The organism is Aeromonas sp. 61P (genome assembly GCF_051919545.1).
Taxonomy (GTDB): Bacteria; Pseudomonadota; Gammaproteobacteria; order Enterobacterales; family Aeromonadaceae; genus Aeromonas; species Aeromonas veronii.
In genome coordinates, this window is sequence record NZ_JBQBEL010000001.1 from 3913082 (window position 1) to 3934712 (window position 21631).

Annotated in this window: 11 protein-coding genes, 2 tRNA genes and 2 pseudogenes; 5 read left to right on the forward strand and 10 right to left on the reverse strand. The window is 61.1% G+C overall.

The features are described from left to right. Nucleotides 1-98 precede the first annotated feature (98 nt). The 4 genes from dhbA to ACTG2O_RS18340 are packed head-to-tail and all read right to left on the reverse strand — an operon-like array spanning nucleotide 99 to nucleotide 4589. On the reverse strand, nucleotides 99-866 hold the full coding sequence (gene dhbA / locus ACTG2O_RS18325; RefSeq protein WP_408841056.1) for a 2,3-dihydro-2,3-dihydroxybenzoate dehydrogenase: 768 nt from the start codon (nucleotides 864-866) through the stop codon (nucleotides 99-101). Then, nucleotides 863-1795 (reverse strand): isochorismatase family protein, encoded by a 933-nt coding sequence (locus tag ACTG2O_RS18330; RefSeq protein WP_439976439.1) that lies wholly within the window; start codon nucleotides 1793-1795, stop codon nucleotides 863-865. Before ACTG2O_RS18330 ends, dhbA begins: the two co-directional genes overlap by 4 nt. Beyond that, nucleotides 1792-3444, reverse strand: coding sequence for a (2,3-dihydroxybenzoyl)adenylate synthase (locus tag ACTG2O_RS18335; RefSeq protein WP_439976440.1), 1653 nt, complete (start codon nucleotides 3442-3444; stop codon nucleotides 1792-1794). The genes ACTG2O_RS18330 and ACTG2O_RS18335 overlap by 4 nt, the downstream gene beginning before the upstream one ends. Next, nucleotides 3441-4589 (reverse strand): isochorismate synthase, encoded by a 1149-nt coding sequence (locus tag ACTG2O_RS18340; RefSeq protein WP_439976441.1) that lies wholly within the window; start codon nucleotides 4587-4589, stop codon nucleotides 3441-3443. Before ACTG2O_RS18340 ends, ACTG2O_RS18335 begins: the two co-directional genes overlap by 4 nt. A gap of 265 nt (nucleotides 4590-4854) precedes the next feature. Here ACTG2O_RS18340 and ACTG2O_RS18345 point away from each other — a divergent pair, with 265 nt between their 5' ends. Together ACTG2O_RS18345 and ACTG2O_RS18350 are read left to right on the forward strand one after the other, a co-directional pair. Continuing rightward, nucleotides 4855-6807: a TonB-dependent receptor domain-containing protein gene (locus ACTG2O_RS18345; RefSeq protein WP_439976442.1), complete on the forward strand. Its 1953-nt coding sequence runs from the start codon at nucleotides 4855-4857 to the stop codon at nucleotides 6805-6807. A 118-nt stretch (nucleotides 6808-6925) separates the two neighbouring features. Next, nucleotides 6926-7990, forward strand: coding sequence for a 3-deoxy-7-phosphoheptulonate synthase (locus tag ACTG2O_RS18350; RefSeq protein ID WP_439976443.1), 1065 nt, complete (start codon nucleotides 6926-6928; stop codon nucleotides 7988-7990). A gap of 77 nt (nucleotides 7991-8067) precedes the next feature. Here the strand turns inward: ACTG2O_RS18350 and ACTG2O_RS18355 are convergent, their stop codons facing one another. The 3 genes and pseudogenes from ACTG2O_RS18355 to ACTG2O_RS18365 all read right to left on the reverse strand — a co-directional run bounded on the left by ACTG2O_RS18355 (nucleotide 8068) and on the right by ACTG2O_RS18365 (nucleotide 13749). Beyond that, complete coding sequence (locus ACTG2O_RS18355; RefSeq protein ID WP_439976444.1) at nucleotides 8068-9066, reverse strand: LacI family DNA-binding transcriptional regulator; 999 nt, start codon at nucleotides 9064-9066, stop codon at nucleotides 8068-8070. Between the two features lie 176 nt (nucleotides 9067-9242). Further along, nucleotides 9243-11143: pseudogene (locus ACTG2O_RS18360) on the reverse strand (transglycosylase SLT domain-containing protein). A 99-nt stretch (nucleotides 11144-11242) separates the two neighbouring features. Beyond that, nucleotides 11243-13749: pseudogene (locus tag ACTG2O_RS18365) on the reverse strand (putative bifunctional diguanylate cyclase/phosphodiesterase). A 368-nt stretch (nucleotides 13750-14117) separates the two neighbouring features. Here ACTG2O_RS18365 and hpf point away from each other — a divergent pair. Beyond that, nucleotides 14118-14456 carry a ribosome hibernation-promoting factor, HPF/YfiA family gene (hpf, locus tag ACTG2O_RS18370; RefSeq protein ID WP_005334257.1) on the forward strand — a complete coding sequence of 113 codons (339 nt, stop codon included), beginning with the start codon at nucleotides 14118-14120 and terminating at the stop codon, nucleotides 14454-14456. Nucleotides 14457-14566: 110 nt separating this feature from the next. Here hpf and ACTG2O_RS18375 read toward each other — a convergent pair whose 3' ends face one another. Next, nucleotides 14567-15076 (reverse strand): VC2046/SO_2500 family protein, encoded by a 510-nt coding sequence (locus ACTG2O_RS18375; RefSeq protein ID WP_043823472.1) that lies wholly within the window; start codon nucleotides 15074-15076, stop codon nucleotides 14567-14569. A gap of 124 nt (nucleotides 15077-15200) precedes the next feature. On the opposite strand from ACTG2O_RS18375, the gene ACTG2O_RS18380 reads away from it, so the two are divergent. Continuing rightward, nucleotides 15201-15285, forward strand: a tRNA-Tyr gene (locus ACTG2O_RS18380). 34 nt (nucleotides 15286-15319) lie between these two features. Next, a tRNA-Tyr gene (locus tag ACTG2O_RS18385) sits at nucleotides 15320-15404 on the forward strand. A 177-nt stretch (nucleotides 15405-15581) separates the two neighbouring features. Here the strand turns inward: ACTG2O_RS18385 and tamB are convergent. Beyond that, a complete protein-coding gene (gene tamB, locus ACTG2O_RS18390) occupies nucleotides 15582-19283 on the reverse strand; it encodes an autotransporter assembly complex protein TamB (protein WP_439976445.1) in 3702 nt (1233 codons plus the stop codon). Between the two features lie 159 nt (nucleotides 19284-19442). After that, entirely contained in the window at nucleotides 19443-21218 is a 1776-nt protein-coding gene (tamA, locus tag ACTG2O_RS18395; protein WP_005334265.1) for an autotransporter assembly complex protein TamA, read from the reverse strand. Between the last annotated feature and the right edge of the window lie 413 nt (nucleotides 21219-21631).

Genomic DNA, 21631 nt, shown 5'->3' on the forward strand with positions numbered 1-21631 from the left:
GGGCAGCGGCTTGCCCCTGCCCGCATGGCTGAAAAGCGAGGAGGCAAGGCCTCCTCCATTAAGAAGGTGTCACGCCTGCCGGATCGGCAGCGCGCGGGCTAGACCCCCAGAGTGGCACCGCCATCGACCACCAGATCCTGCAGGGTGATATGGCTGGCGGCATCTGAGGCGAGAAACAGCACGCAGGCAGCCACCTCGTCGGGGGTCCCAAGTTTGCCAAGGGGGATACCCAGCTTGAACTGCCCGGGCAGGCCCGCGATGGTTCGCAGCTCTCCTTCCTGCTGCGCCGCCTCCCCCTCCTGCCACATGCCGTACAGCATCGGGGTGCGGGTCGAGCCCGGCGACACCAGATTGCAGCGCACCCCATAGGGGGCAAGCTCCAACCCAGCCGTTTGAGTGAGGCTGGTCAGCGCCGCCTTGGAGGCGCCATAAATGCCCATCCCCACTCGCGGCACCCGACCAGCATTGGAGGAGACATTGACGATGGCGCCCCTGCGCCGCCCCTGAAACCAGGGGGTCAGGGCCCGCATCAGGTAGAAGGGGGCGAAGGTGTTGATGGCGAAGGTGCGTTGCAAGAGGGCGTCATCCACCTCATCGATCCTGCCAGTCGCCAGTACGCCGGCGACATTGACCAGCACATCGGGCCCCAGCCCCTCGTCCAGCAGCTGTTCGCAGCAGCGGGTCACGGCCTCGCTGTCACTCACGTCGAGCACCACGCCCTTCACGTTGCCGGGCAAGGCCTCGGCCAATTGCAGATCGAACGCCACCACGCTGGCCCCCGCCTCGGCAAAGGTACGCGCAACCGCATGGCCAATTCCCTGCGCTGCACCGGTTACCCAGACGGTTCTGCCTTGCCACTCGCTCATGGGGTGCACTCCGGTTCGCTGACGTGCTCTTCGTTGACCTGATAAGCCGTGTCCTGACTAACGTGAAGCTGACGGGAGAGGAGCTCCCACCAGTGAGCCAGGGTCGGCGTGCGGGCCAGCTCGGCCAGATCCACCACCAGCTCCTGCTGACGCCACTCTTCCACCAGCCCCATCACCGCCAGCGAGTCGAGACCGTAGTCGAGCAGGTTCTCATCCTCGGTGGGCTGCTCCTGCTGCATCTCGGCTGGCAGCCGCGCCAGCACCTGAGCACGTAGAGATTCGCGAGTCAGGGGGCGTTTGCTGGCCGCCATCACCTCGGCCACGGTAATCACCCGACCGGCATTGCGGCTGACGTAGGAGAGCGCCAGCAGATGATCTTCGCGGGAGAAGTCGGCTATGGCATCAGCCACCAGGAAGGAGCGGATATCGCGCATAAAGGCATCGACCGCCGTCTGCATCACCCCGATATGGCCGTAGATGCCGCAGATCACCAGCTGATCCCGCCCCCATTCGGCCATCAGCTCGGCCAGCGGTGAGCGGCAAAAAGCGCTGTAGCGCCACTTGGTCAGCACCGTATCCTGCGGCTCGGGCGCCAGCGCAGGAACGATTGGCTGACGCTCCGGCGCTCGGGTCAACCCCGGCCCCCACATGTCGTTGAGCAGCGCCCGATCGGCCTGACTCTGCTCGGCGGGCTGGGCGGTATAGACCACCGGCATGCCAAGAATACGCGCCTGACGGATCAGGGTGGCGATATGGTCGATGACCTGATTGATCAGCGGATTGCCCGGCCCGTAGAAGTCGACGAAATAGTGCTGCATATCGTGGACCAGCAAGGCGGCGCGGCCCGGTTCGAAGGGCCAGTTCACCCGCCCGGTTGGCAGCTCCTCAGCGGTAGGCAGCGGGTAGGCGGCGAGGGATTGAATGGTCATGCACACTCCTTGGCGAGCTGCTCGCGCAGCGTCTGTTTGTCTATCTTGCCGACCGGGGTGTGGGGCAGTTGCTCCACCAGCACCAGGCGATCGGGCAGTTTGTAATCGGCCACCCCCTGCTCGCGCAGGAAACGGCGCAAGCGGGGCAGATTGAGGGGCTCGCGGCACATCAAAAAGGCGCAGCTGCGCTCCCCGAGCATGGGATCGGGCATGGCGACCAGCGCCGCCTGCCGCACTTCCGGGTGGGTCAGCAACAGCTCTTCAATTTCGAGGGCGTCGATCTTCTCCCCACCCCGGTTGATCTGATCCTTGTTGCGCCCCACCACTATCAGATGACCGCCGGGCAAGCGGCAGACCAGATCGCCGGTGCAGTAGAAACCGTCCCGATCAAAAGCCCGCTGATTGTGGGCATCAGCCTTGAAGTAGCCGCGAAAGGTGTAGGGGCCACGTGTCCAGAGCTCGCCGCACTCGCCATCGGGCAAGGGGCGCCCGTCGCTGCCTCGCACCTCCACCTCGTCGCCCGGGCTCATCGGGCAACCCTGGGTATTGACGATGTGCCACTGGTCATCCTCGGTGCGGGTGTAGTTGACCAGTCCCTCGGCCATGCCGAACACCTGCTGCAAGCGGCAGCCGAGGCGGCTCGCCACCGCCTCGGCGTGAGCCGGGCTGAGGCGCGCCCCCCCCACCTGCACACACTCCAGAGAGGTCTGCGGATAGTGGCTGGCCGCCTCCAGCCAGAGCGCCAGAGCCGGTGGCACCAGTGCCGCCCAGTTGACCTGATGGCGCTGCACCAGCGGCAGACAGGTTACTGCAGAGGGATCCTTTGCCAGCACCACGCAGCCACCGGCATAAAACACCCCGAGTGACCCGGGGGAGCTCAGGGGAAAGTTGTGGGGCGCTGGCAGAGCGCATAGATAGATCACCCGCTCATCCCAACCACACACCGCTACGCTCTGGCGCACGCTGTAGCCATAGTCATCGTGGGTACGGGGGATCAGTTTGGGGGTGCCGGTGCTGCCGCCGGAGAGCTGGAAAAAGGCGACCTGATCGGCTGGAGTCGGTGTAGGGGTTGGTGCAGTGGCCGCCGGCGGCGAACCATCAGCACGGGCTATGGGGTCAGGCTGATGCCATGCAAATCCAGACTGAAGATCGGAGCCTTCTGCCTGCTCGAACAGCAGTGTCTGGCAAGAAGGCGATACCAGCTCATCAAGGGCCGCCAAGCTCCCCGCTTCACCGGCAAAGCCGGGATGGGAGGGGCTGAGTACCAGCAAGGCGGGCTCAATCTGGCGGGCAAAGGCCACCAACTCGCGCCGCTGATGGCTGTAGAGGGCATGCACCGCCACCACTCCGCAGCGGATCAGGGCAAACCAGCAGATATAGAACTCTGCGCAGTTGGGCAACTGCACCAGCGCGGTATCGCCGTGGCCCAGCCCGCGCGCAGCCAACCGTGCCGCCAGTGCATCGACCTCACGCTTTAACTGGCCATAACTGAGGGTGCGTTCGCCGCAGATCAGGGCTGTGCGCTCGGGATAACGTTCGGCAGAGTCATCGAGCAGGGCGGTGAGCGGTTGTCCGCGCCACCACCCTTGTGCCCGGTAGTGAGCGGCCAGCTCGGCGGGCCAGGGGGTAAAGGACACCAACGACTTCATGCGGTTACCTCCGGCTCCCGGCTTTCGAGGCCGAAGGCACGCAGCATGGTGCCAAGCTTGGCAGCGGTCTCCTGCCACTCCGCTTCCGGCGAGGAGCCCACCACCACCCCGGCGCCGGCATAAAGCCGCAGTTGCCTGCCAGCCAGCACGCCACAGCGAATGGTGACTACCCACTCGCCATTACCATCGGCATCCATCCAACCGACGGCGCCGCAGTAGAAGCGGCGATCGTACCCCTCGAGCCGGGCGATGGCCTGACGTGCTGCCGAGAGCGGTGTGCCGCATACCGCTGGTGTCGGGTGCAGCGCCAGCGCCAGTGCCAGCACGGGAGAGGGTTCATGGAGCCGCCCGGCGATGCGGGTCGAGAGGTGCCACATGGTAGGGGTCGCGATCACCTGCGGCTCCAGAGGGACGTCCAGCTCGCGACAGAAGGGAGCGAGGGCCGCAGCGACTGCATCGGCCACCAGCGCATGTTCATAGCGATCCTTCTGCGCCCCCAGCAGCTCGGCACTGGCCGCCTGTTGATCGGAAAACGCGTGGCGCGGACGGGAGCCCGCCAGCGGATTGCTCACCACCGCCATCTCGCTGCGTGACACCAGCAGCTCGGGGCTCGCGCCAAGCAGGGTCTCCCCCTCCGGCAGCGGGATCTGGAACACATAGGCGCCCGGATTCTGGGCCAGCAGAGAGCCATAGGCGTGTGCGGGGGAGGTCTGCTCTGCGCTCTGCACATCGATGGCGCGCGACAACACCACTTTCTCGAGTTGCCCCTCGCTGAACTGCTGCAACGCTGCCCGCACTGCCCCCTGATAGTGGGCGGAGCCGGTCACTTCGCTCACCTCGCCATGGAGCTGGCAACAGCGGGCGGGCAACATCGCATCTCTTGCGACCCATTGCGATTGCGCCGGGATCACCAGATGCCAGGGGGATTGGGTATCAAACGGGATAGCGCCGATGGCGATGGGATTGGCCATCCCCTGCTGGCGCAACTGACGCAGATGGGCGAGCAGCTTCTCCGGCGGGATGCCGGTAAAACTGTCGTGGATACCGGAGGCGACCAATACCCTGTCACCGCTGGCAAAACAGCACACTTTATCCAGCCCGGCCGCTGTGGCGGGCCACTCTCCTTCCAGTGCATGGTCACACATGACGGTGCTACTCCTTGGAATGAATCACTGCCTGACACGACTTAAAGTGAGTCATTTGACTCACCAGATATCAGGGTGAACGGCATCCTAACAAGGAGCGAAAAAACGATCAACACAAATGAGAATCAATTTCATTAACTTTTTTTAGTCAAAATAGGGTGACGAACGAAACTGAACTTCATCGATAAAAAAGAGTTGCGATCGGAGCAAATTCAACTTGATAATGATAATGCTTATCATTTGAATATTATGGAAGATGTAAATAATGAAATTCTCAGCCTCTCGTTTTATCGCTCCCAGCCTGCTGGCCACCACCATCGTCACCCTGCTGACCCAGCAAGCGATCGCCGCCAGTAACGCCCCTCAAGCCGATGAGGTGATCACCGTCACCACCACGGCGCACAATACCCGCTCGGCACCGGCCTCCATCTCTGTCATCACGGCCGAACAGATCGCCGCCGCGCCGGTTAATGACCTTGCCGACCTGCTGCGCCACGAAGTGGGCATTCAGGCTGAAGCTGACACCAATGGCCGCAGCGATATCGGCATTCGCGGTATGTCCGGCAAATACACGCTAGTGCTGGTAGATGGCAAACGCCTCTCCTCCTCCAATGCCCTGTGGCGCGGCGGCAACTTCGACAACACCCCGGTTCCCCTTGGCATGATCCAGCGGGTCGAGGTGATCCGTGGCCCCATGTCGGCACTTTACGGCTCCGATGCCATCGGCGGGGTCATCAACATCATCACCAAGCAACCGGGCAAAACCTGGCAAGGGGCGGCCGATGCCGACTTCAAGGCCATCGAGGGCAAGGATGGCGGCGATCAGCACAGAACCAACCTGGGCTTTACCGGCCCGCTGACCGACAACCTGCTGATCCGGATGAACGGCGAGGTGTATGACCGTCAGGCCTGGACCCCCACCGAAGCCGCTGACGGCATCCCCCTTATCGAAGCCAAGCAGACCCGCAACTTCGCCTCTACCCTGAGCTGGCTGGTGGATGAGCAGCAACGCTTCGAGCTGGATTACCTCTACAACCAGGATGAGCGGCCTCTCGATATCTTCCGCAAAACAGGCAACAAGGTGCACAACCGCCAGCAGCAGAACGATCGCAACCTGTTTGGTCTGACCCACAAGGGGAACTGGAGCTGGGGTGACACCACCGTCATGGCCAACTATGAAAGCTCCCAGATCGACGACTTCAACACCAGCTACTCTGCCCCGCAGCAGCGGGAGCTGGAAGAGAACACCTTGACCCTGAAGGGCTATACCAACCTGGCGCTGGCCAACCACTACCTGACGCTGGGTGGTGAATATCTGGATCGGGAGCTGGTGGATACGGTGAGCTACAAGGATATCGGCGGCAAGGAAAGCCACTCCCAGGAGGCGCTGTTTGCTCAGGACGAGATCGGCCTGACCGACAGCCTGACCTTCACGCTGGGCGGCCGTTACGATCACCACGAGATCTACGGCAGCCACTTCACCCCGCGCGGCTATCTGGTCTATGAGATGAACGAGGTGGTGACCGTCAAGGGCGGTGTCAGCCGGGCCTTCAAGGCACCGGCACCACACCAGTACTCCAACGGTTACAGCATCGAAAGCTGCGGCGGCAGCTGCCGCATCTATGGCAGTGACAAGGTCAAGCCGGAAACCAGTACCAACTACGAGCTGGGCGTCATCGCAGGAGAAGGGATCTGGGAGACCAGCGCTACCCTGTTCTACTCCGACATCGACGACATGCTCACCTTCAAACCGTTGCCGAACTCCACTGACCGCACCTGGTACAACCTGGAGAAGGCCACCACCAAGGGGTTGGAGCTGACCGGCAAGCTCGATCTGACCGACGATATCAACCTCGGCGCCAACTACACCTACCTCAAGGCTGAAGGCGATCAGGGTCAGGCTCTGCCCGAGCGGCCGGAGCACAAGGCCAACGCCAAGATCACCTGGCAGGCCACCGAACGGGTCAATGCCTTTGTCGGCACCACCTACACCGGCACACAGTTTGCCGAGCAGACCGTCAACAAGGTTGTCGTGCTGCACAAGCTGCCCAGCTACCAGACTTTCGATCTGGGCACCAGCTTCAAGGTCACCGAGAACTTCGACCTGCGACTGGGGATCACCAACCTGACCGACGTGCGCCTGCAAGAGAAAGATATCGTCTTCCAGAACGTCGAACCGGGTCGCAGCTACTACGTCAGCGGATCAGCCCGCTTCTAAGGCCCATCAAGCCAACAGCGCGGGCCCATGCCCGCGCTGTGTTGCCCGACACAATAAGGGGAAGATCCCCACTGGACAGCAATGAGCATGCAGGTTTCCATTTCCATAAGGATCGCTCATGTTCACCTCACTACTGAACGCATCACCCCTTGCCACCCTGCCTACGCCGGATGAGTTGCTGCAAGATCACCCCGCCCCTCCCCGACTCGCCCGTCAGATAGCACGCAGCCGCCAGCAAGCCCGTAATATTCTGCAGGGAGAGGACGACCGCCTGCTGCTGGTGATCGGTCCCTGCTCCATCCACGATCCCGTCGCCGCCCGCGACTATGGTGGCCGGCTGGCCGAACTGCAGGGCCAATACGGGGATCAGCTGCAGCTGGTGATGCGCACCTATTTCGAAAAGCCGCGCACGACGCTCGGCTGGAAAGGATTTATCTTCGACCCGGGTCTGGACGGCAGCGATCGGCTGGCAGAGGGATTGCGCCAGGCGCGCGAGCTGCTGCTGGCACTCGGGCAAGAGGGGCTCGCCTGTGCCACCGAATTTCTCGATCTCACCAGCATGCTCTATCTGGGGGATCTCATCAGCTGGGGTGCCATCGGTGCCCGCACCACCGAATCCCAGCTCCACCGCCAGCTGGCCTCGGCCCTCCCCTGTCCCATCGGTTTTAAAAACGGCACCGATGGCAACATCCGGATCGCGGTCGAGGCGATCCTTGCCAGCCGGGCCGCGCACCTCTATCCGCAGCCTTCCGGTGACGGGCGGCTGGCACTGGTGCGCAGTCATGGCAACCCCGATGGTCACCTGATCCTGCGCGGTGGCCGCCTGCCCAACTATCAGAGCAATCATGTGGCAGAGGCTGGTGAGCTGCTGCGCCAGCATCACCTCTCCCCTCGCCTGATGGTCGATTGCAGCCACGGCAACAGCCAGAAACAGCACGCCCGCCAGCTACCCGTGGCCCGGGATCTGGCTGCCCAGCTGGGCAACGGCTGCCACGCCATCGCTGCCGTCATGGTGGAGAGTTTTCTCAAGGAGGGACGCCAGGATATAGGCAACCAGCCGCTGCGCTACGGCCAGTCGGTCACCGATGGCTGCATCGGCTGGGAACAGACAAGGCAGCTGCTCGATATGGTGGCAGAAGGGGTGGAGGCGCGCCGCCAGCAGCGGATCGCCCTGGCGGGATAAATAGCGGATTAGGCAGATAACTCAGAAAATAGTGTGGCCCCAATAGGGCCACCTTGTTGTTCGCTGTTTGACGTTCATCAGGCGACTGACTCACGCTCCACCAGCTGGGCTTCAAACTTGAGCGCCAGGCCGTCAACCGGCTTGTGATCGAGCAGGCGCAGCGCCAGCTCGGCTGCGCGGCTGCCCATCTCCTCGATGGGGTAACGTACCGTAGTGAGCTTGGGATAGATGTAGCGGGCGTAGGGAATATCGTCGAACCCCACCACCGACACCTGCTGCGGGATCTTGTAACCCCGCTCCAGCAAGCAAGAAATCGCCCCAGCCACCATGCCATCGTTGAACCCGAGCACGGCGGTGAAATCGACACCACGGGTCAGCAGTTCACTCATCGCCACATAGCCACCGTTTTCGTCGGCAAAGGCGCGGCTGATGAGAGCCGGATCAAACGCGATCCCAGCCCTGGCCAGGGTCTGGGTATAGCCCGCCATCCGCTGCAGGCCATCGACAAACTCTTCATCATCGGAGGTGATAAAGGCAATTTTGCGATGACCGGCATCCAGCAAGTGCTGGCACGCGGTGGTGATCCCGGCCTTATTGTCCAGCCAGACGCAGCGGTCTTCGGCCCCGGGTACCTGACGGTTGATAAAGACAATGGGGGTAGAGCCTGCCGCCAGCTCGCTCAGCTCCTCGTCCGGCAGCGCCTTGCTGTGGAGGATCAGCGCATCGCACTGACGCTGCAGCAGCGCCTGAATCGCATGACGCTCGCGCGCGATATCATGGTTGCCAGACATGACGATGGTGAACTTGTTGGCCTGATCGACCATGGTCTCGATGCCACGCATCATCTGGGCAAAGAAGGGGCCACCGCAGAGGTCGCCGACCAGCACGCCAATGCAGTTGGAACGCTTGCTGACCAGTGCCTGAGCAAAACTGTTGGGTCGAAAATTCAGTTCCTTCATGGCCGCCAATACGGCCTCACGCTTTTCCGGTGCTACCTGTGCCGTGTTATTGATAACGCGCGACACGGTGGAGATAGACACATTTGCCAGCTGAGAAACGTCTTTAATCGTTGCCACTATCCATTCCTTTATTGTGGGGGAACCTGTCGGTGCCGACGCCTGAGTATACCCTGCAGCCTGATGTAATTCCCTGAGCCAGGTCACCGGGCATGTTTCCTTTGGTAACAGAACCTTACCCGATGATACGCGGCGCCAGGAAAATTTGAAAACAGGGGCCGCGGGCGGCCCCCGACTCAATAGGCGTGATTGAGCTCCCGCTCCGACATGAAGCGCAGCGGCTGCTGCAACTTGTGCTGATAGATGAGATCGAACGACAACACGTTTTGGACGTAGTTGCGGGTCTCCTTGTACGGGATGCTCTCGACCCACACATCCATCGGCTTGTTGTCACTCTGATCACGCCAGCGTTTTACCCGGCCAGGCCCGGCGTTGTAGGCCGCCGCCGCCAGGATCCGGTTGCCATCATAGACATCCAGCAAGCGCTTGAGATAGGCGCTGCCGAGGCGAATATTCATCGCAGGATCAAACAGTTGCTGCTCGTTGCGATAAGGCACCCCCAGCTTGCCGGCGGTCTCTTTGGCGGTAGCCGGCATCAGCTGCATCAGACCGCGCGCCCCCACCGGCGACTGGGCCAGCGGATAGAGGGCACTCTCCTGACGGGAGATGGCATAGAGCAGGCTGGTGTTCATGGTGCGCTCTTGCGCCATCTGGGAGAAGGTGCGTTTGAGCGGCAGCGGGAAGCGCAAATCGAGGGCATCCCACGCTTCGGCGCGAATGCTGGCGAGAATGGCCAGCTCGTGCCACCCCTGATTGAGGGCAATATGGCCAAACTCGATGCGCTGGGCCACCGGATTGCGATCCATGTTGTGGATCCACTCCGAGCGGGCCGCCGCAATCTCGTTCATCGAGAGCAATTCGCGCACCCGCAACAGGAAGGGCCAGCGCTGGCTGGCCGTGCGCCAGTCCGGTACATGCTTGACGCTCTGGTTCTTGATGCGATAGGGCACGCCGGTGCGCTGGGCGGCCATAAAGCCGTAGAAACCGCGCAGGTTGGCGGTCTCCAGATAGAGATCCCGCGCCGGTTTTTGCTGCCCCTGCACTTCAAGGGAGCGCGCCATCCAGTAGCGCCAGCGATCCTCTTTCTGACGGGCCATCGGCATCATCTTCACCCAGCCGGAGAGGCCACGCCAATCCTGCTCCCAGATGGCCAGTCGCGCCCGCAGCTCGGTGATGTCGGGATCCGCCAGCTTTTTCACCGTGCTGTCGACCCAGCTACGCTGGGCAATGGAGCGATCCAGCAGCAGGCGGCGGGCAATGGCACGCTCTACCGGTTTCACCTCGGCCTGGGTCAGGCCGAAACGGCTGCGAAACAGCGCAAGCTGGCGCAGCACCGACTCCGGCTCCTGATTGGCATAGCGGGTCAAACCGAGGGAGAGCAGCTTGCGGGAATAGGGGTTGCTGCTGAAATAGGCCGGGTTCATCGCCTTGGCGGGCTGCTCGAACAGGGTCACCATCTGATCGCCATAGCTCTGCAAGCCGCTACCCAGGGTCGCGCCAAGGTGGCGGATCAGGTTGGGGTTTTCCGCCTCGAACGCCAGCGTCATCCGCTGCCAGATCTTCTCCTGGGTACGCTGACCGGATGCCTGCCACAGCTGGAACAGCGGGGAGCAGGCATCGGGGCGCGATTGACCGCTCATCCAGATCTTGCCCGCCCCCTGCAACGCCTCTTTCGGCTTACCGGTGTAATAGAGAGCCTGATAGTGCATGCAGAGCAGGTCGGTGGAGCTCGGCTTGGCCGGATAGAAGCGCAGGAACTGCGACCACTGCTGGCTCTGGGCCAGATAGGTCAGATAGCTGCGCTCCAGCCGGTTGGACTGGGGGTATCCCCATGCTGGCGGATAAAGCGGGTCACATCGTTGTAATCCGCCGCCCCCGGACGAAAGGCGAGCTGATAGTAATCGAGGTAAGGGAGCAGGGGGTAATGGGTCAAACGGGCACGAATTTGCTGGAAACGGGCCTGATCATTGGCCCGTACGGCGTCATACGCCTGACGGTAGAGCGTCTGGTCGGCAGTCTGCGCCATCAGGGTCGGCACGAACAGCGCCGACAAAACAATTCCCCATACAGCTTTCACTGAACATCTCCATTGAGGGCAATACACCGCCCGGTGGCGGTGGGTCTACTGCCTCTCATTCTACCCGTTGCCGGGCAGCGCTACAGCGGGGAGCAGGGACTATTTTTCTGCCTCGCTCAGCTGCATTTCACGCAGTTGCTCCGGTCTGGTCAACCGCTGTACATATTTCTCCAGATAGGGCACCGGCAGCGGCTTGGAGGCGAGATAGCCCTGATAGAAACTGCACCCCTGCGCCTTGAGAAACTCCAGTTGCTGACGGGATTCCACCCCTTCCGCCGTGACGTTAAAGCCCATATGGCGGGCCATGGCGATCACCGCCTCGACGATGGCCATGTTGTCGCCATCTTTCGGGATGTCCTGAATGAAGGAGCGGTCGATCTTGAGCTCATCGGCAGGCAGCCGCTTGAGGTAGCTCAGGGAGGAGTAACCGGCGCCAAAATCGTCGATGGCAAAGCTGATGCCGAGCTCCTTGAGCTCGGTCATCTTGCTGATGGTGTCCTCGGCATGGCCCAGCACCACGGACTCAGTGATCTCCAGATTGAGGCAGGCCGGATCCATGCCGGTTTGCGCCAACACATCGTGGATCCGCTCTCGACAAAATCGGTGGCATGGAACTGCTTGGCACTGACGTTGACCGAGATCTGCGGAATGTGGATGCCGTTCTCTTCCCACAGCACATACTGGGCGCACGCCTCGTGCAGCACCCAGTTGCCGATATCGACAATCAGGTCCGTCTCCTCGGCGATGGGAATAAACTCGGCCGGCGAGACCAGCGAGCGACCGGCCGGCTGCCAGCGAATGAGCGCCTCGACACCAATGATATCGCCGCCATCGACCATATGCTGGGGCTGATAGTAGAGGGTCAGCTCTTGCTGGCTGAGGGCGTTGCGCAATTCGTTGTGAATGAGCAGACGGCGATCCGCCTGCTGCTGCATCGAGGCATCGAAGAAGCGACGGGTCTTGCGGCCAGCGGACTTGGCCTGATACATGGCGGTATCCGCCTGCTTGAGCAGATCATCGACCCCCTGCTCCCGATCCGGAAACAGGGTAATGCCGACACTGGCGCCGATGTGCAGCACTTGCCCCACATAGGTATAAGGAGCGGCAATCTCGGTGATAAGCCGCTCGGCAATGATATCGGCCTGCATCTCAGCCTGGGGCGGGCTGGCCGAGAGCGATGGCAGCAACAGTACAAACTCGTCACCGCCGAGGCGGGCCAGACAATCCCCCTGTCTCACCAACCGTTTGAGACGGGCGGCGACCTCCTTGAGCAGCCAGTCACCGGTGGCATGGCCGAGGGAGTCGTTGATGGTCTTGAAGTGATCGAGATCGATAAAGAGCAGGGCGCCAATCAAGCCATCGCGGGTCGCCTCGTTGAAGGTCTGCACCAGAGTCTCGTGGAGCTGACGGCGATTGGGCAATCCGGTCAGCTCGTCATAATAGGCGAGATCCTGGATGCGTCGCTCGGCCGCCTTGCGCTCGGAAATATCTTCAAAACAGATGACAAAGTGGCTGATCACCCCTTTTTCATCCTGCACCGGTGTCACTATCTCCCACTGGGGATAGGTGTGACCATCGACATGGCGACGCTGGGTCTCCCCCTGCCAGCGGCTGAGGGTATTGAGCTCGTAGCCGAGCCCACCCAGATTGGGCCAGAGATCCTCTTCCAGATGCAGGCCCAGCACCGACTGGCTGTCAAAGCCGGTGATCTGGCTGAAGGCATTGTTGACCCGCAGGATCTTGAACCCCGGATCCGTGATGATGATCCCTTCGTGGGTCTCGAATGCGACGGCAGAGAGGCGCATCTGGGCATCGGATTGCAGGCGCTCCAGCTCGGCCACCATCCGTACCGAGAAGGTATTGAGCACCGAGGTGAGGTTGCTGGTATCTGCCGGAGCCGAATAGAGCAGCGCCAGATGGCCCAGAAGTTGGCCTCTGGCATCAAATAGCGGCTGACCATAATAAGTCTGCCCGGCCGCCAGCCAGGGTTGATACTCCTGCGACTCGTCGATCACCTCGAAACAGATGGCCCCTTGCTTGTAGAGCTCCTGACAGGGGGAGCCCGCCAGCGGATAGTCCTTCTGCGCCAGCCCGTCGGCGGCCAGCACTTTGACCCGGTCGGCACCGCACAACTCACCCACCCAGACCGCATCCACCTTGAGGATATGGGCCAGCTGGCTGACCAGGGTATTGAAGAAATCGAGCCCGGTGCGGGCAGAGAGCGCCTGCGCCAACTGGGTGAGCAGGGTGGTTTGCAGCAACGGCAAAGAGAGATTGAGGGAGGAGACCGCCCTGTTGGCGGTATCAAGAGGGGCCAGCCAGCCACAGCAGATCTGCTGGGTGGGCACAAACTGGCCGCTCCAGAGCACATGGTTGAGCTGCCCCTGATCATCTTTCAGATGGCCGATAAACTGCTCGGGCAGATGCGATTCATGAAGCCGGACAAGAAAATCGGCAAAACCTGCCTCATCTTCCGGTAACAGGCGAGCGGCCCAGGGATGATTGCCCTCCCCTTGCCACTGCTGGTAGGCCCCCTGATCAGAGAGACTCCACTGATCATGTTGCCGATCGAAAAACCACATGACTTGCGTGGCCTGCTGCTTCATTTACCACTCCAACACAACAACCAACCACGTTTGATGTCCAATCAGGCATAGCAACGCCCCCTGCATCCGCTCATCAGATCAGAGGTTGCGAGGGAAGAGTACAAACATGCGATATCAAGCAGTGGAAACCGGACATGAGGTCGACACGAAGTGCTGCCAAGAAGGGACAGAAACGATCCTATTCCCGTCATACTGCCTGCCAGTTTCACGGAGCTCAAGCTGTTTTTGGCACGAAACCGGAAAAGATCACAATTTATAAGTTGCTGAATAGCCAAGGGAAGGTTATGTGACATGGATCACATTTCAATCTTTACCAATGAGTAATCTGAAGGTGAAGACACAAGCAAGACGACCCGAAGGGGGCCAATATGAAAATCGAAATTACCAGCAAAATCATCGACATCACCCCGGCTATCCGCGAGCGCATCGAATCCCGTTTTGAAAAGCTCGAACGTCTTCAGGTACCTCTCATCACACCCCATGTGATTGTTTCCAAAGAGCGTCTGATGTTCACTGTCGAAGCCAGTGCTGGCATCCCCAACGGCAAACTGTTTGCCCAGGCAGAGCATGAGGATCTCTACGCAGCCATCAACGAACTGGGGCAAAAACTGGAGCGCCAACTCAACCGTCACACCGAAAAGCCGATTGCCCGTCGTGCCAACGCAGCGCTCAAAGAGCAGCCGCAACCGGATGAAGCTGACGCTTGATTGCATGCCGCAAGGCTAAAAATTCTAAAGAGCATAAAGGCGGGGTCACCCGCCTTTTTGTTGCCTGTGATTTGCCGACAAGCATCGCGTTACACAGTGAACAGGCGCCATCAACTGAGCCAGTGCAACCGGGTATCCACCCCCTGTTGCAAACGATCGAGGATCGGCAGCAATACCAGCGGATCCTCCTGGCGTGGCATATCGGCCAGCTTTCCTTGCAACCGCTCCCGCGCCAGCGGTGACAGGTTGTCGTAGACAGCCTCATCGAGCAGCGGTTGTTTGACCGCCAGCGGCGGTGTTTGCAGCGCCAGCCAGAGCCGCACATCCACCATGCTTCCCCCTTGCTGCAGCCGCTCATTGATGGCACTACAGTCACTCCCCGCCCCTTCAGCCACCAGCACCTCTGCCGGTCTCAGCGCAAAGTGCAGACGCCAGTCACGGCTCTGGGGAGTGGGCGCCGGTTTGGCATCAAACCAGGGCTGCTCCTCCACCGCATCAGTCAGCAGGGCCAGATGCAACCGGAAATCCGCCCGATCGCCATGCTGCAGGTCACGGTTGAGGCGCTGCCCCAACTGGCCCTCATCGACGAGCAGGTGATTACGGATTGAACTGGGCAGCATGAGATAACTCTCGCAAATGGCGATTTCACTGGTTATCGGCCACAAATCCAATTCTTTTAATGGAAAAATCCTGCTTGGGGGTTCACAAAACCGGAAGATCTGTTAGTATGCGCCTCGCACTTGTGGAGGGGTTCCCGAGCGGCCAAAGGGATCAGACTGTAAATCTGACGGCTCTGCCTTCGAAGGTTCGAATCCTTCTCCCTCCACCATTTCAAGTGCGACAATTTGAAAGCAATACCCCGTGGAGGGGTTCCCGAGCGGCCAAAGGGATCAGACTGTAAATCTGACGGCTCTGCCTTCGAAGGTTCGAATCCTTCTCCCTCCACCATCATTCAGAAAACCCGGCATAGCGCCGGGTTTTCGCATTTATAGCCCGCCGCAATCCATTCTCCCTCTGCCCTCCAGTCCCTTATCGCCATTTACCTGCAGCCGATCGCGCAATAAAAAAACGGGAGGCCTGCGCCTCCCGTTTACGTTCATATCAGCCCTGTTACGGGATGAAGCGTTACAGAGTAAAGCGATAGAAGATATCGACCGCCTGAGCCACCCCGCTCATCGCCTGCAGATAGAGCCGTGGCAATACCTCGTAGCGCAGCTTGAATTCGGCGATGGGGCTGAAGACCCCGACCCCGTACTGGAACTGCAAGCCCGGCAGCAGATATGCAGACAGAGTCACCTGGGTGTTGTCGCCACTGCCCGCGGTATCGAGGGAGACATCGCTCATCCCCAGCGACTCGCCGATGCTCGACACCACGCCGTTGGCCTGACTCACCGCGCCGGCTACCAGCAGGCCGTTGAAACCGCCATCCTCACCGCCGGTCTGCAACCCTTTGCCGCGCAGCAGATAGGAGAGCTGTTCCGACTGCGCCATCTGCGGTTCGGAGTAGACAGTGATCTCAGGCTTGCTGGCAGGGCCGGTCACCCGCACCCCGACCGTCACCTGGCCCTCGATGGTATCGGGATCCCGGTTGGCCTCGATGTTGAGGAAGGGCCGATCCAGCGGACCGGAGAAGAGGATCCGCCCCTCCTTGATGATGAGGTTCTGACCGTAAGCCTTGAAGCGGCCGTTGGTCAGCACCAGCTGGCCATTGCCAGCCAGCGGTTTCTCGGGATCCTGACGGATATTGAGGCCACCGGAGACATCGGTCTTCAGCCCCATGGCATCGAGCTTCACATCGTTGCCAAGGCGGATCGCCACCTTCATCGCCAGCGGCAGGCTGGCCTGCTTGGGAGCCGGGGGCAGATCGTCATAGACCACGGTCACATCGTCGGAGACCGCCACCGCCGAATCCGGCAGGCTCTTGACCAGAATACGCGCCCAGGGAATATCCACCTGACCGGTAATGCGGGTCTCCTCACCCAGCGACACCGCGATATCGGGCGAGACTCTGACCCGGCCCATGCCCGGATATTGCGCCTCCAGATCCTTGCCCTTAATGGTGAGGCTTCCGCTGACCGGCATCTTGGCCCAGCTGAGCCAGCCGCCCAACGCCAGCGGCCCCTTGCCCACCAGCATGGAGCCATCGAGCTCGGCGCGGTTGCCCTCGATCTTGAGGCGGGTCACCAGCTTGGTCAGGGTCACCATGTCGGAGTGAGTCTGCACTTCACCGTCACGCAGGTTGAGCTGGCCAAACAGCAGGGGCGCCGCCAGGGTGCCGTCGAAACGGGCATCGGCGGAGATGACCCCTTGCAGCGAGCGCACCTCAGGGATGAGCGGCGCGAAGGTATTGAGCTTGAGATCGTCAAACTTGAGCTGACCGCCGAGCAGACCGCGACCGGCAGGCTCCCTGATCAGCAAATCGGTATCGATATTGCCGATCTGCTTGGAGGCAAAATCGAGGCGAATGGCCGCCTGCTGCCGCTCGAAATCCAGGGCCAGAGCCAGCTGCTGATAGTCGGTCTTGAGGCCATCTGCCACAAAAGTGCCCGGCGTGGTTCGCACCACCGCATGCAGGGTCGGCTGATTGCCACGCCAGCTGGCGCGGCCATCGGCGGAGAGCATCGCCTGCCAGCGGAAGTTGTCCGGCAACCAGGGGCGCAGCCGCTTGAGATCAAACTCGCTCAGGGCAAACTCCAGGGTGCCCTGCGCAGCGGAGACCTGACTCCCCTTGATGCATAGGCTGGCCCCCTGGGAGCCGAGGCAGAGATCCCCCATCGCCAGCCGCTGACGCGGCAGATCGAGATCCAGTGCCCAAGGGGAGCTCAAGTCCCAACGGCGCAGCGGGGTTTTCAGCTGCAACTCGGAGAGCGCCCCGCGCCAGTGATCCCCCCGCACGCCGCCACCCAGTTTGAGGTTGGCCGCAACAGGGTCACCCTTCATGGTCAGGGTCAACAGATGCTGACTGATATCGCCGCTGAGGTTCAGGGCCAGCTGGCTGAGCTTGGTTTCGCCCTGTTTCAGCTGCGCCACCAACAACGCGAGCTCACCGGCCGGTTTGGCGCCGATCACCGCATTGCCCTTGAGGCTAATGCCCTTCAGGTCGGTGCCGGCATAGTAGAGCCGCTCGGAGGCGAGATCCGCATCGATTTTTGGCGTCTGCTGATTGCCACTGACCTTCACCTGCCCCTTGATATCCCCTTTCAGGCCGGGATAGATGCCCCCCAGCTGGGGAGCCTGCAAGTTGGCATCGAGCTTCCACTGGGCGCTGCTGATACTGCCCTTGGCCTGCAACTGGTTAGGGCCACTTTGCAGCGAGAGCGCCGGGATCAGCCACTCCATCTTGTCGTTACCGCTAAGCTCCCCCTTGAGGGCCAGCGGGTACTGGTTGAGCTTGCCATCCACCTTGAGCTTGGGCAGTTTCAGCTCCCAGTGACCCGCTTCGTTCATCACGAAACGGCTCTCCAGCTCACCGGCCAGCGTCCCTTTCAGCTCGGGCAGCAGCTCGGCCGGATTGATCCCCTTGAACAGGGTGGTTCCCTGCCACTCGATCCCCTTGTTCCAGGCGAGTTTGCCATCGAGTTTGAGCTCCCCCTTTAGGGCGTTGAGCTGCAAGGCTATCTTGCTGAGCCGCTCCAGATCCCCCTTGCCGTCCAGCGCAAGCTTGAAGGGGGGGACATCGGTCCCCTTGCCGGAGGTATTGAGGGCAAACTGGTAGCCGGAGAGCTTGCCCTTGGCAGTCAGGCTTCCTTTGTCCAACCGATAGCTCGGCTCATCTTTGGCAGGCTTGTGAAGAGGCCAGCCGAGGCTCTTCCAGTCGAGGGCCAAATCAAAAGGGAGATCCGGGTCGAGGGCGGCCAGCGAGCCCTTGAGATTGGCTGCAATCGGCCCCTTTGCCGACAACGCCAGCCCCAGCTTGCCGACCGAACCACTCAGCGCCAGCGTGGCCTGCTCCCCTTGCAGCTCGCCATCCAGCAGCCCCTTGCGGGCCTTCGCATCCAGGGTCACCGCCAGCGGGTAGTCGTCACTGAGCTGGATGTGTCCCTTGAGCGCCAGATCGGCCATGGCGTGGCGCAGCGAGAGCTCGCGCACCTCGATGCGATCGTCGGCAGCAGTGGCCGACAGCAGCAGCTTGTCGAGCCCTTCGATCAGCTCGCCCTGCTTATATTGCACCCGGGTCGCACTGACCCCTTCCAGCTGGATGGGGAATGGCAGGTGAATGGCGGGCAGGAGAATGGGGGCTGCCTTTGTCGTGTTCGCAGCAGGCGTCCCTTTACCCTGTTTGGCTGTCTTGGCGCTGGCCTTGTCGTTGCGCGCCACCGCAGCACCGGCTTGCTTCTCGTTAGCGGCCGGCTGCTTGGCAGATTTGGCTGCGCTGGCGGGTGCCGCATCATCCAGCGTCACCTTCAGGTTATCGAGCACCGGGCCGCGCACAATCAGCCCCTTGCGATTGAGGGTGGCGCCGATATCGAGGGACCCCAGCGTCACAGCCACACCGGGCACCGCCAGATCGAGATCGGCTACCTTGAGGCTGTCGACCTGAATTTTGAGTGGCAGCGGGCGCCAGACAAAGGGTTCAGAAGGCTCTTCCGGTGCAGGCTCCGAGTCAGCCACCTTCACCACCGGATGAGTCACTTCAAGCGATTTGATCCAGAGTTTGCCCTGCAGCAACTTGCCGAGATCCCAGTCGAGCACGGCGCGATCCACAGTGACATCCACCAGCTCATCCTGCCAACCCGCCCCTTCCAGAGTCCAGCCATAGCCAAGCTGACCGGCCACAGCTCCCCCTTGAGAGAAGGCAGCGCTCCCTTGGCCTGTTGCCACAACCACTTGTTGCCCTGATGGGTAAAGCCCAGCAGGCTGACGCCGATGAGCAGCAGGAACACCAGCCCCATCAGCCAGAGAAAAATGCGTTTTAGCCAGATCACAATGCAGACCCCCGCGCAAGATACAGCCGCAGCGGCCAAAGAAAAAAGCGTTTAGACAACATCATAATTCAGGCCCCAATGCGAAATGCAGCCGCAAGGGCTTGTCCTCTTCCGATACCCCGACCGCCAGATCCAACCTGACCTGACCGATGGGGGTGACCCAGCGTACACCGACGCCGGTACCTATTTTCCAGGGTTCGCTGTAATCGGTGGTGGAGGTGCCGCCATCCACAAACATGGCCCCCAGCCACTTCTCGCTGAAGCGGTAGTTGTATTCCAGACTGGCCACGCTGGTGTAACGACCACCGGTCAGCTTGCCATCCGGCCCGGTGGGGGAGATGCTCTCGTAACCAAAGCCGCGCACCGTCTGATCGCCACCGGTAAAGAAGCGCAAAGACGGCGGCACCAACGAGAAGCTGTCACCTATGATGGCCCCCTGCTCGGCCCGCATCAGGAATCTGTGGTTATCGCCAAGAGTTCGCAGCCACTTGCTGCGCCCCCACACCCGCATAAAGCTGATGTCGGAGCCCCATCTGGGATCGGAGAACTCCAGCGTCAGCTGCTGGCGATCCCCCCAATCGGGCACCAGGGTGCCGCGCACCCGCAGCCGGGACCAGGAGACCCCGGGGATCAGCAGCAAGCTGTTCCCCTCGTCGGCACCCTGGGTATAGATCTCGTTCTCCAGCCGGATAAAGACGTCCCGATCCCAGCTCTCCGGCCGCCGCGTCCAGCGGTGCACACCGATAGTGGTGAGATCGGAGCGGGTATCGTTGTTGTCCTTGTACTGGTAGCCGGTCTGGATGGAGTAGTAGTCCCGCAGCGGGTTACCCACCGGGATCTGGTAGTCGAAGCTGAGCTCTGCCTCCGGCGCCGACACCTTGGCGGTGGCAAACAGGCGGTGACCATAGCGGTTGACCCAGGGCTTCTCCCAGGTGGCACTCATCCGCGGCCCCACGTCGGTGGCGTAACCGATACCTGTCTCGATTTCGTGATCGACCCGGTTATCCAGCGTCACCGCAATGGGCACCCGATAGTTGCTCGCCTCGCTCAATACCGGCTTGATATCGACCTGACGGAACAGCTTGGTGGAGGAGACATCCTGCGACATCTCGGCCAGACGGATGGCGAGATAGGGGTCGCCGCTCTTGATGTTGATAAGCGGGCGAATGAGGTGAAGCGCTTCGGGGGTGGCATCGTAGCGGATCTCGCCAAAACGGTAGCGATGGCCCGATTCGAACAGAATAAAGATCTCTGCCGTCCCCTTGTCCGGGAACACCTTGACCTGACTCTTGCTCAGCTTGGCATCAAAGTAACCGCGGGCCAGCCCGAGGCTGCCGAGATCGGCCTTGATGGATTCATATTTGGCGTGGTTGAGGGGCTCGCCCTCTTTGAGGGGCAACTTGTCCAGCAGGGCGCTGTAGAGCTCGTCGCTACCCGCATCCCCCTCCAGCAGAATATCGAGGCGGGAGACGATGACCGGCTCCCCCTTGTCCACCTCAATCACCACTTTGGACGGAGTCTTCTTGTCGCGGCTCAGGGTGATTTTCGGCTGGTAGTAGCCATAAACCTGCAGCGCCTTTTGCACGCTCTCGGTGATTTTGGCGCGGGCCGGGCGGTATTGCCGCTCCTGATAGACCGGCAGGGCATTGAGGTAGGCTTCAACGTTATCCTTGTTCTCCCCTTTCAACCCCTTGACCTGATAGGTGAGCTTGGCGGCAAACGCGGGCGAAGCCAGCAGCGACAGCAACAAGCCCACCCCCAGTACCCGCAGGCCGCGGCGAAACGCAGGGCCGGACAGTGAACGCCCTGCCAGCAGGGATGAAATGCATCCTGTCAAAGGTCAATTTTCCTGAATCTGTGGTGAAGGAAACCAGCGCCCTTTCGGGCCAACCCCGAATACGGCGCAGCACGCCATGCCGTGCATGGCCGTGACACAAAAATGCGCGCCAGAAAAATGGCGAACCTTATCCTAACATAGGCATCGGCCAGCGACAGCGCGGCGCCATTGGCAAATTCACCATATCTTTTAAGAGGTTGACCACAAATCACACATTTTGGTGACAATGACGACGCCCGCGTTCCCGATGGGAGCGAATTGACCTGCCCTGAATAAGGCTCAACCCACCATCAGGCACCATTTGTCACCTCTCCTCCTCTCTTTGCAACCAGAAACCCACCACGACAGAGTTTGTCGGCATAGCCCCACACTCACCGTTTAACAGGCCCGGCACACACCAAAGCCCGCCGTAG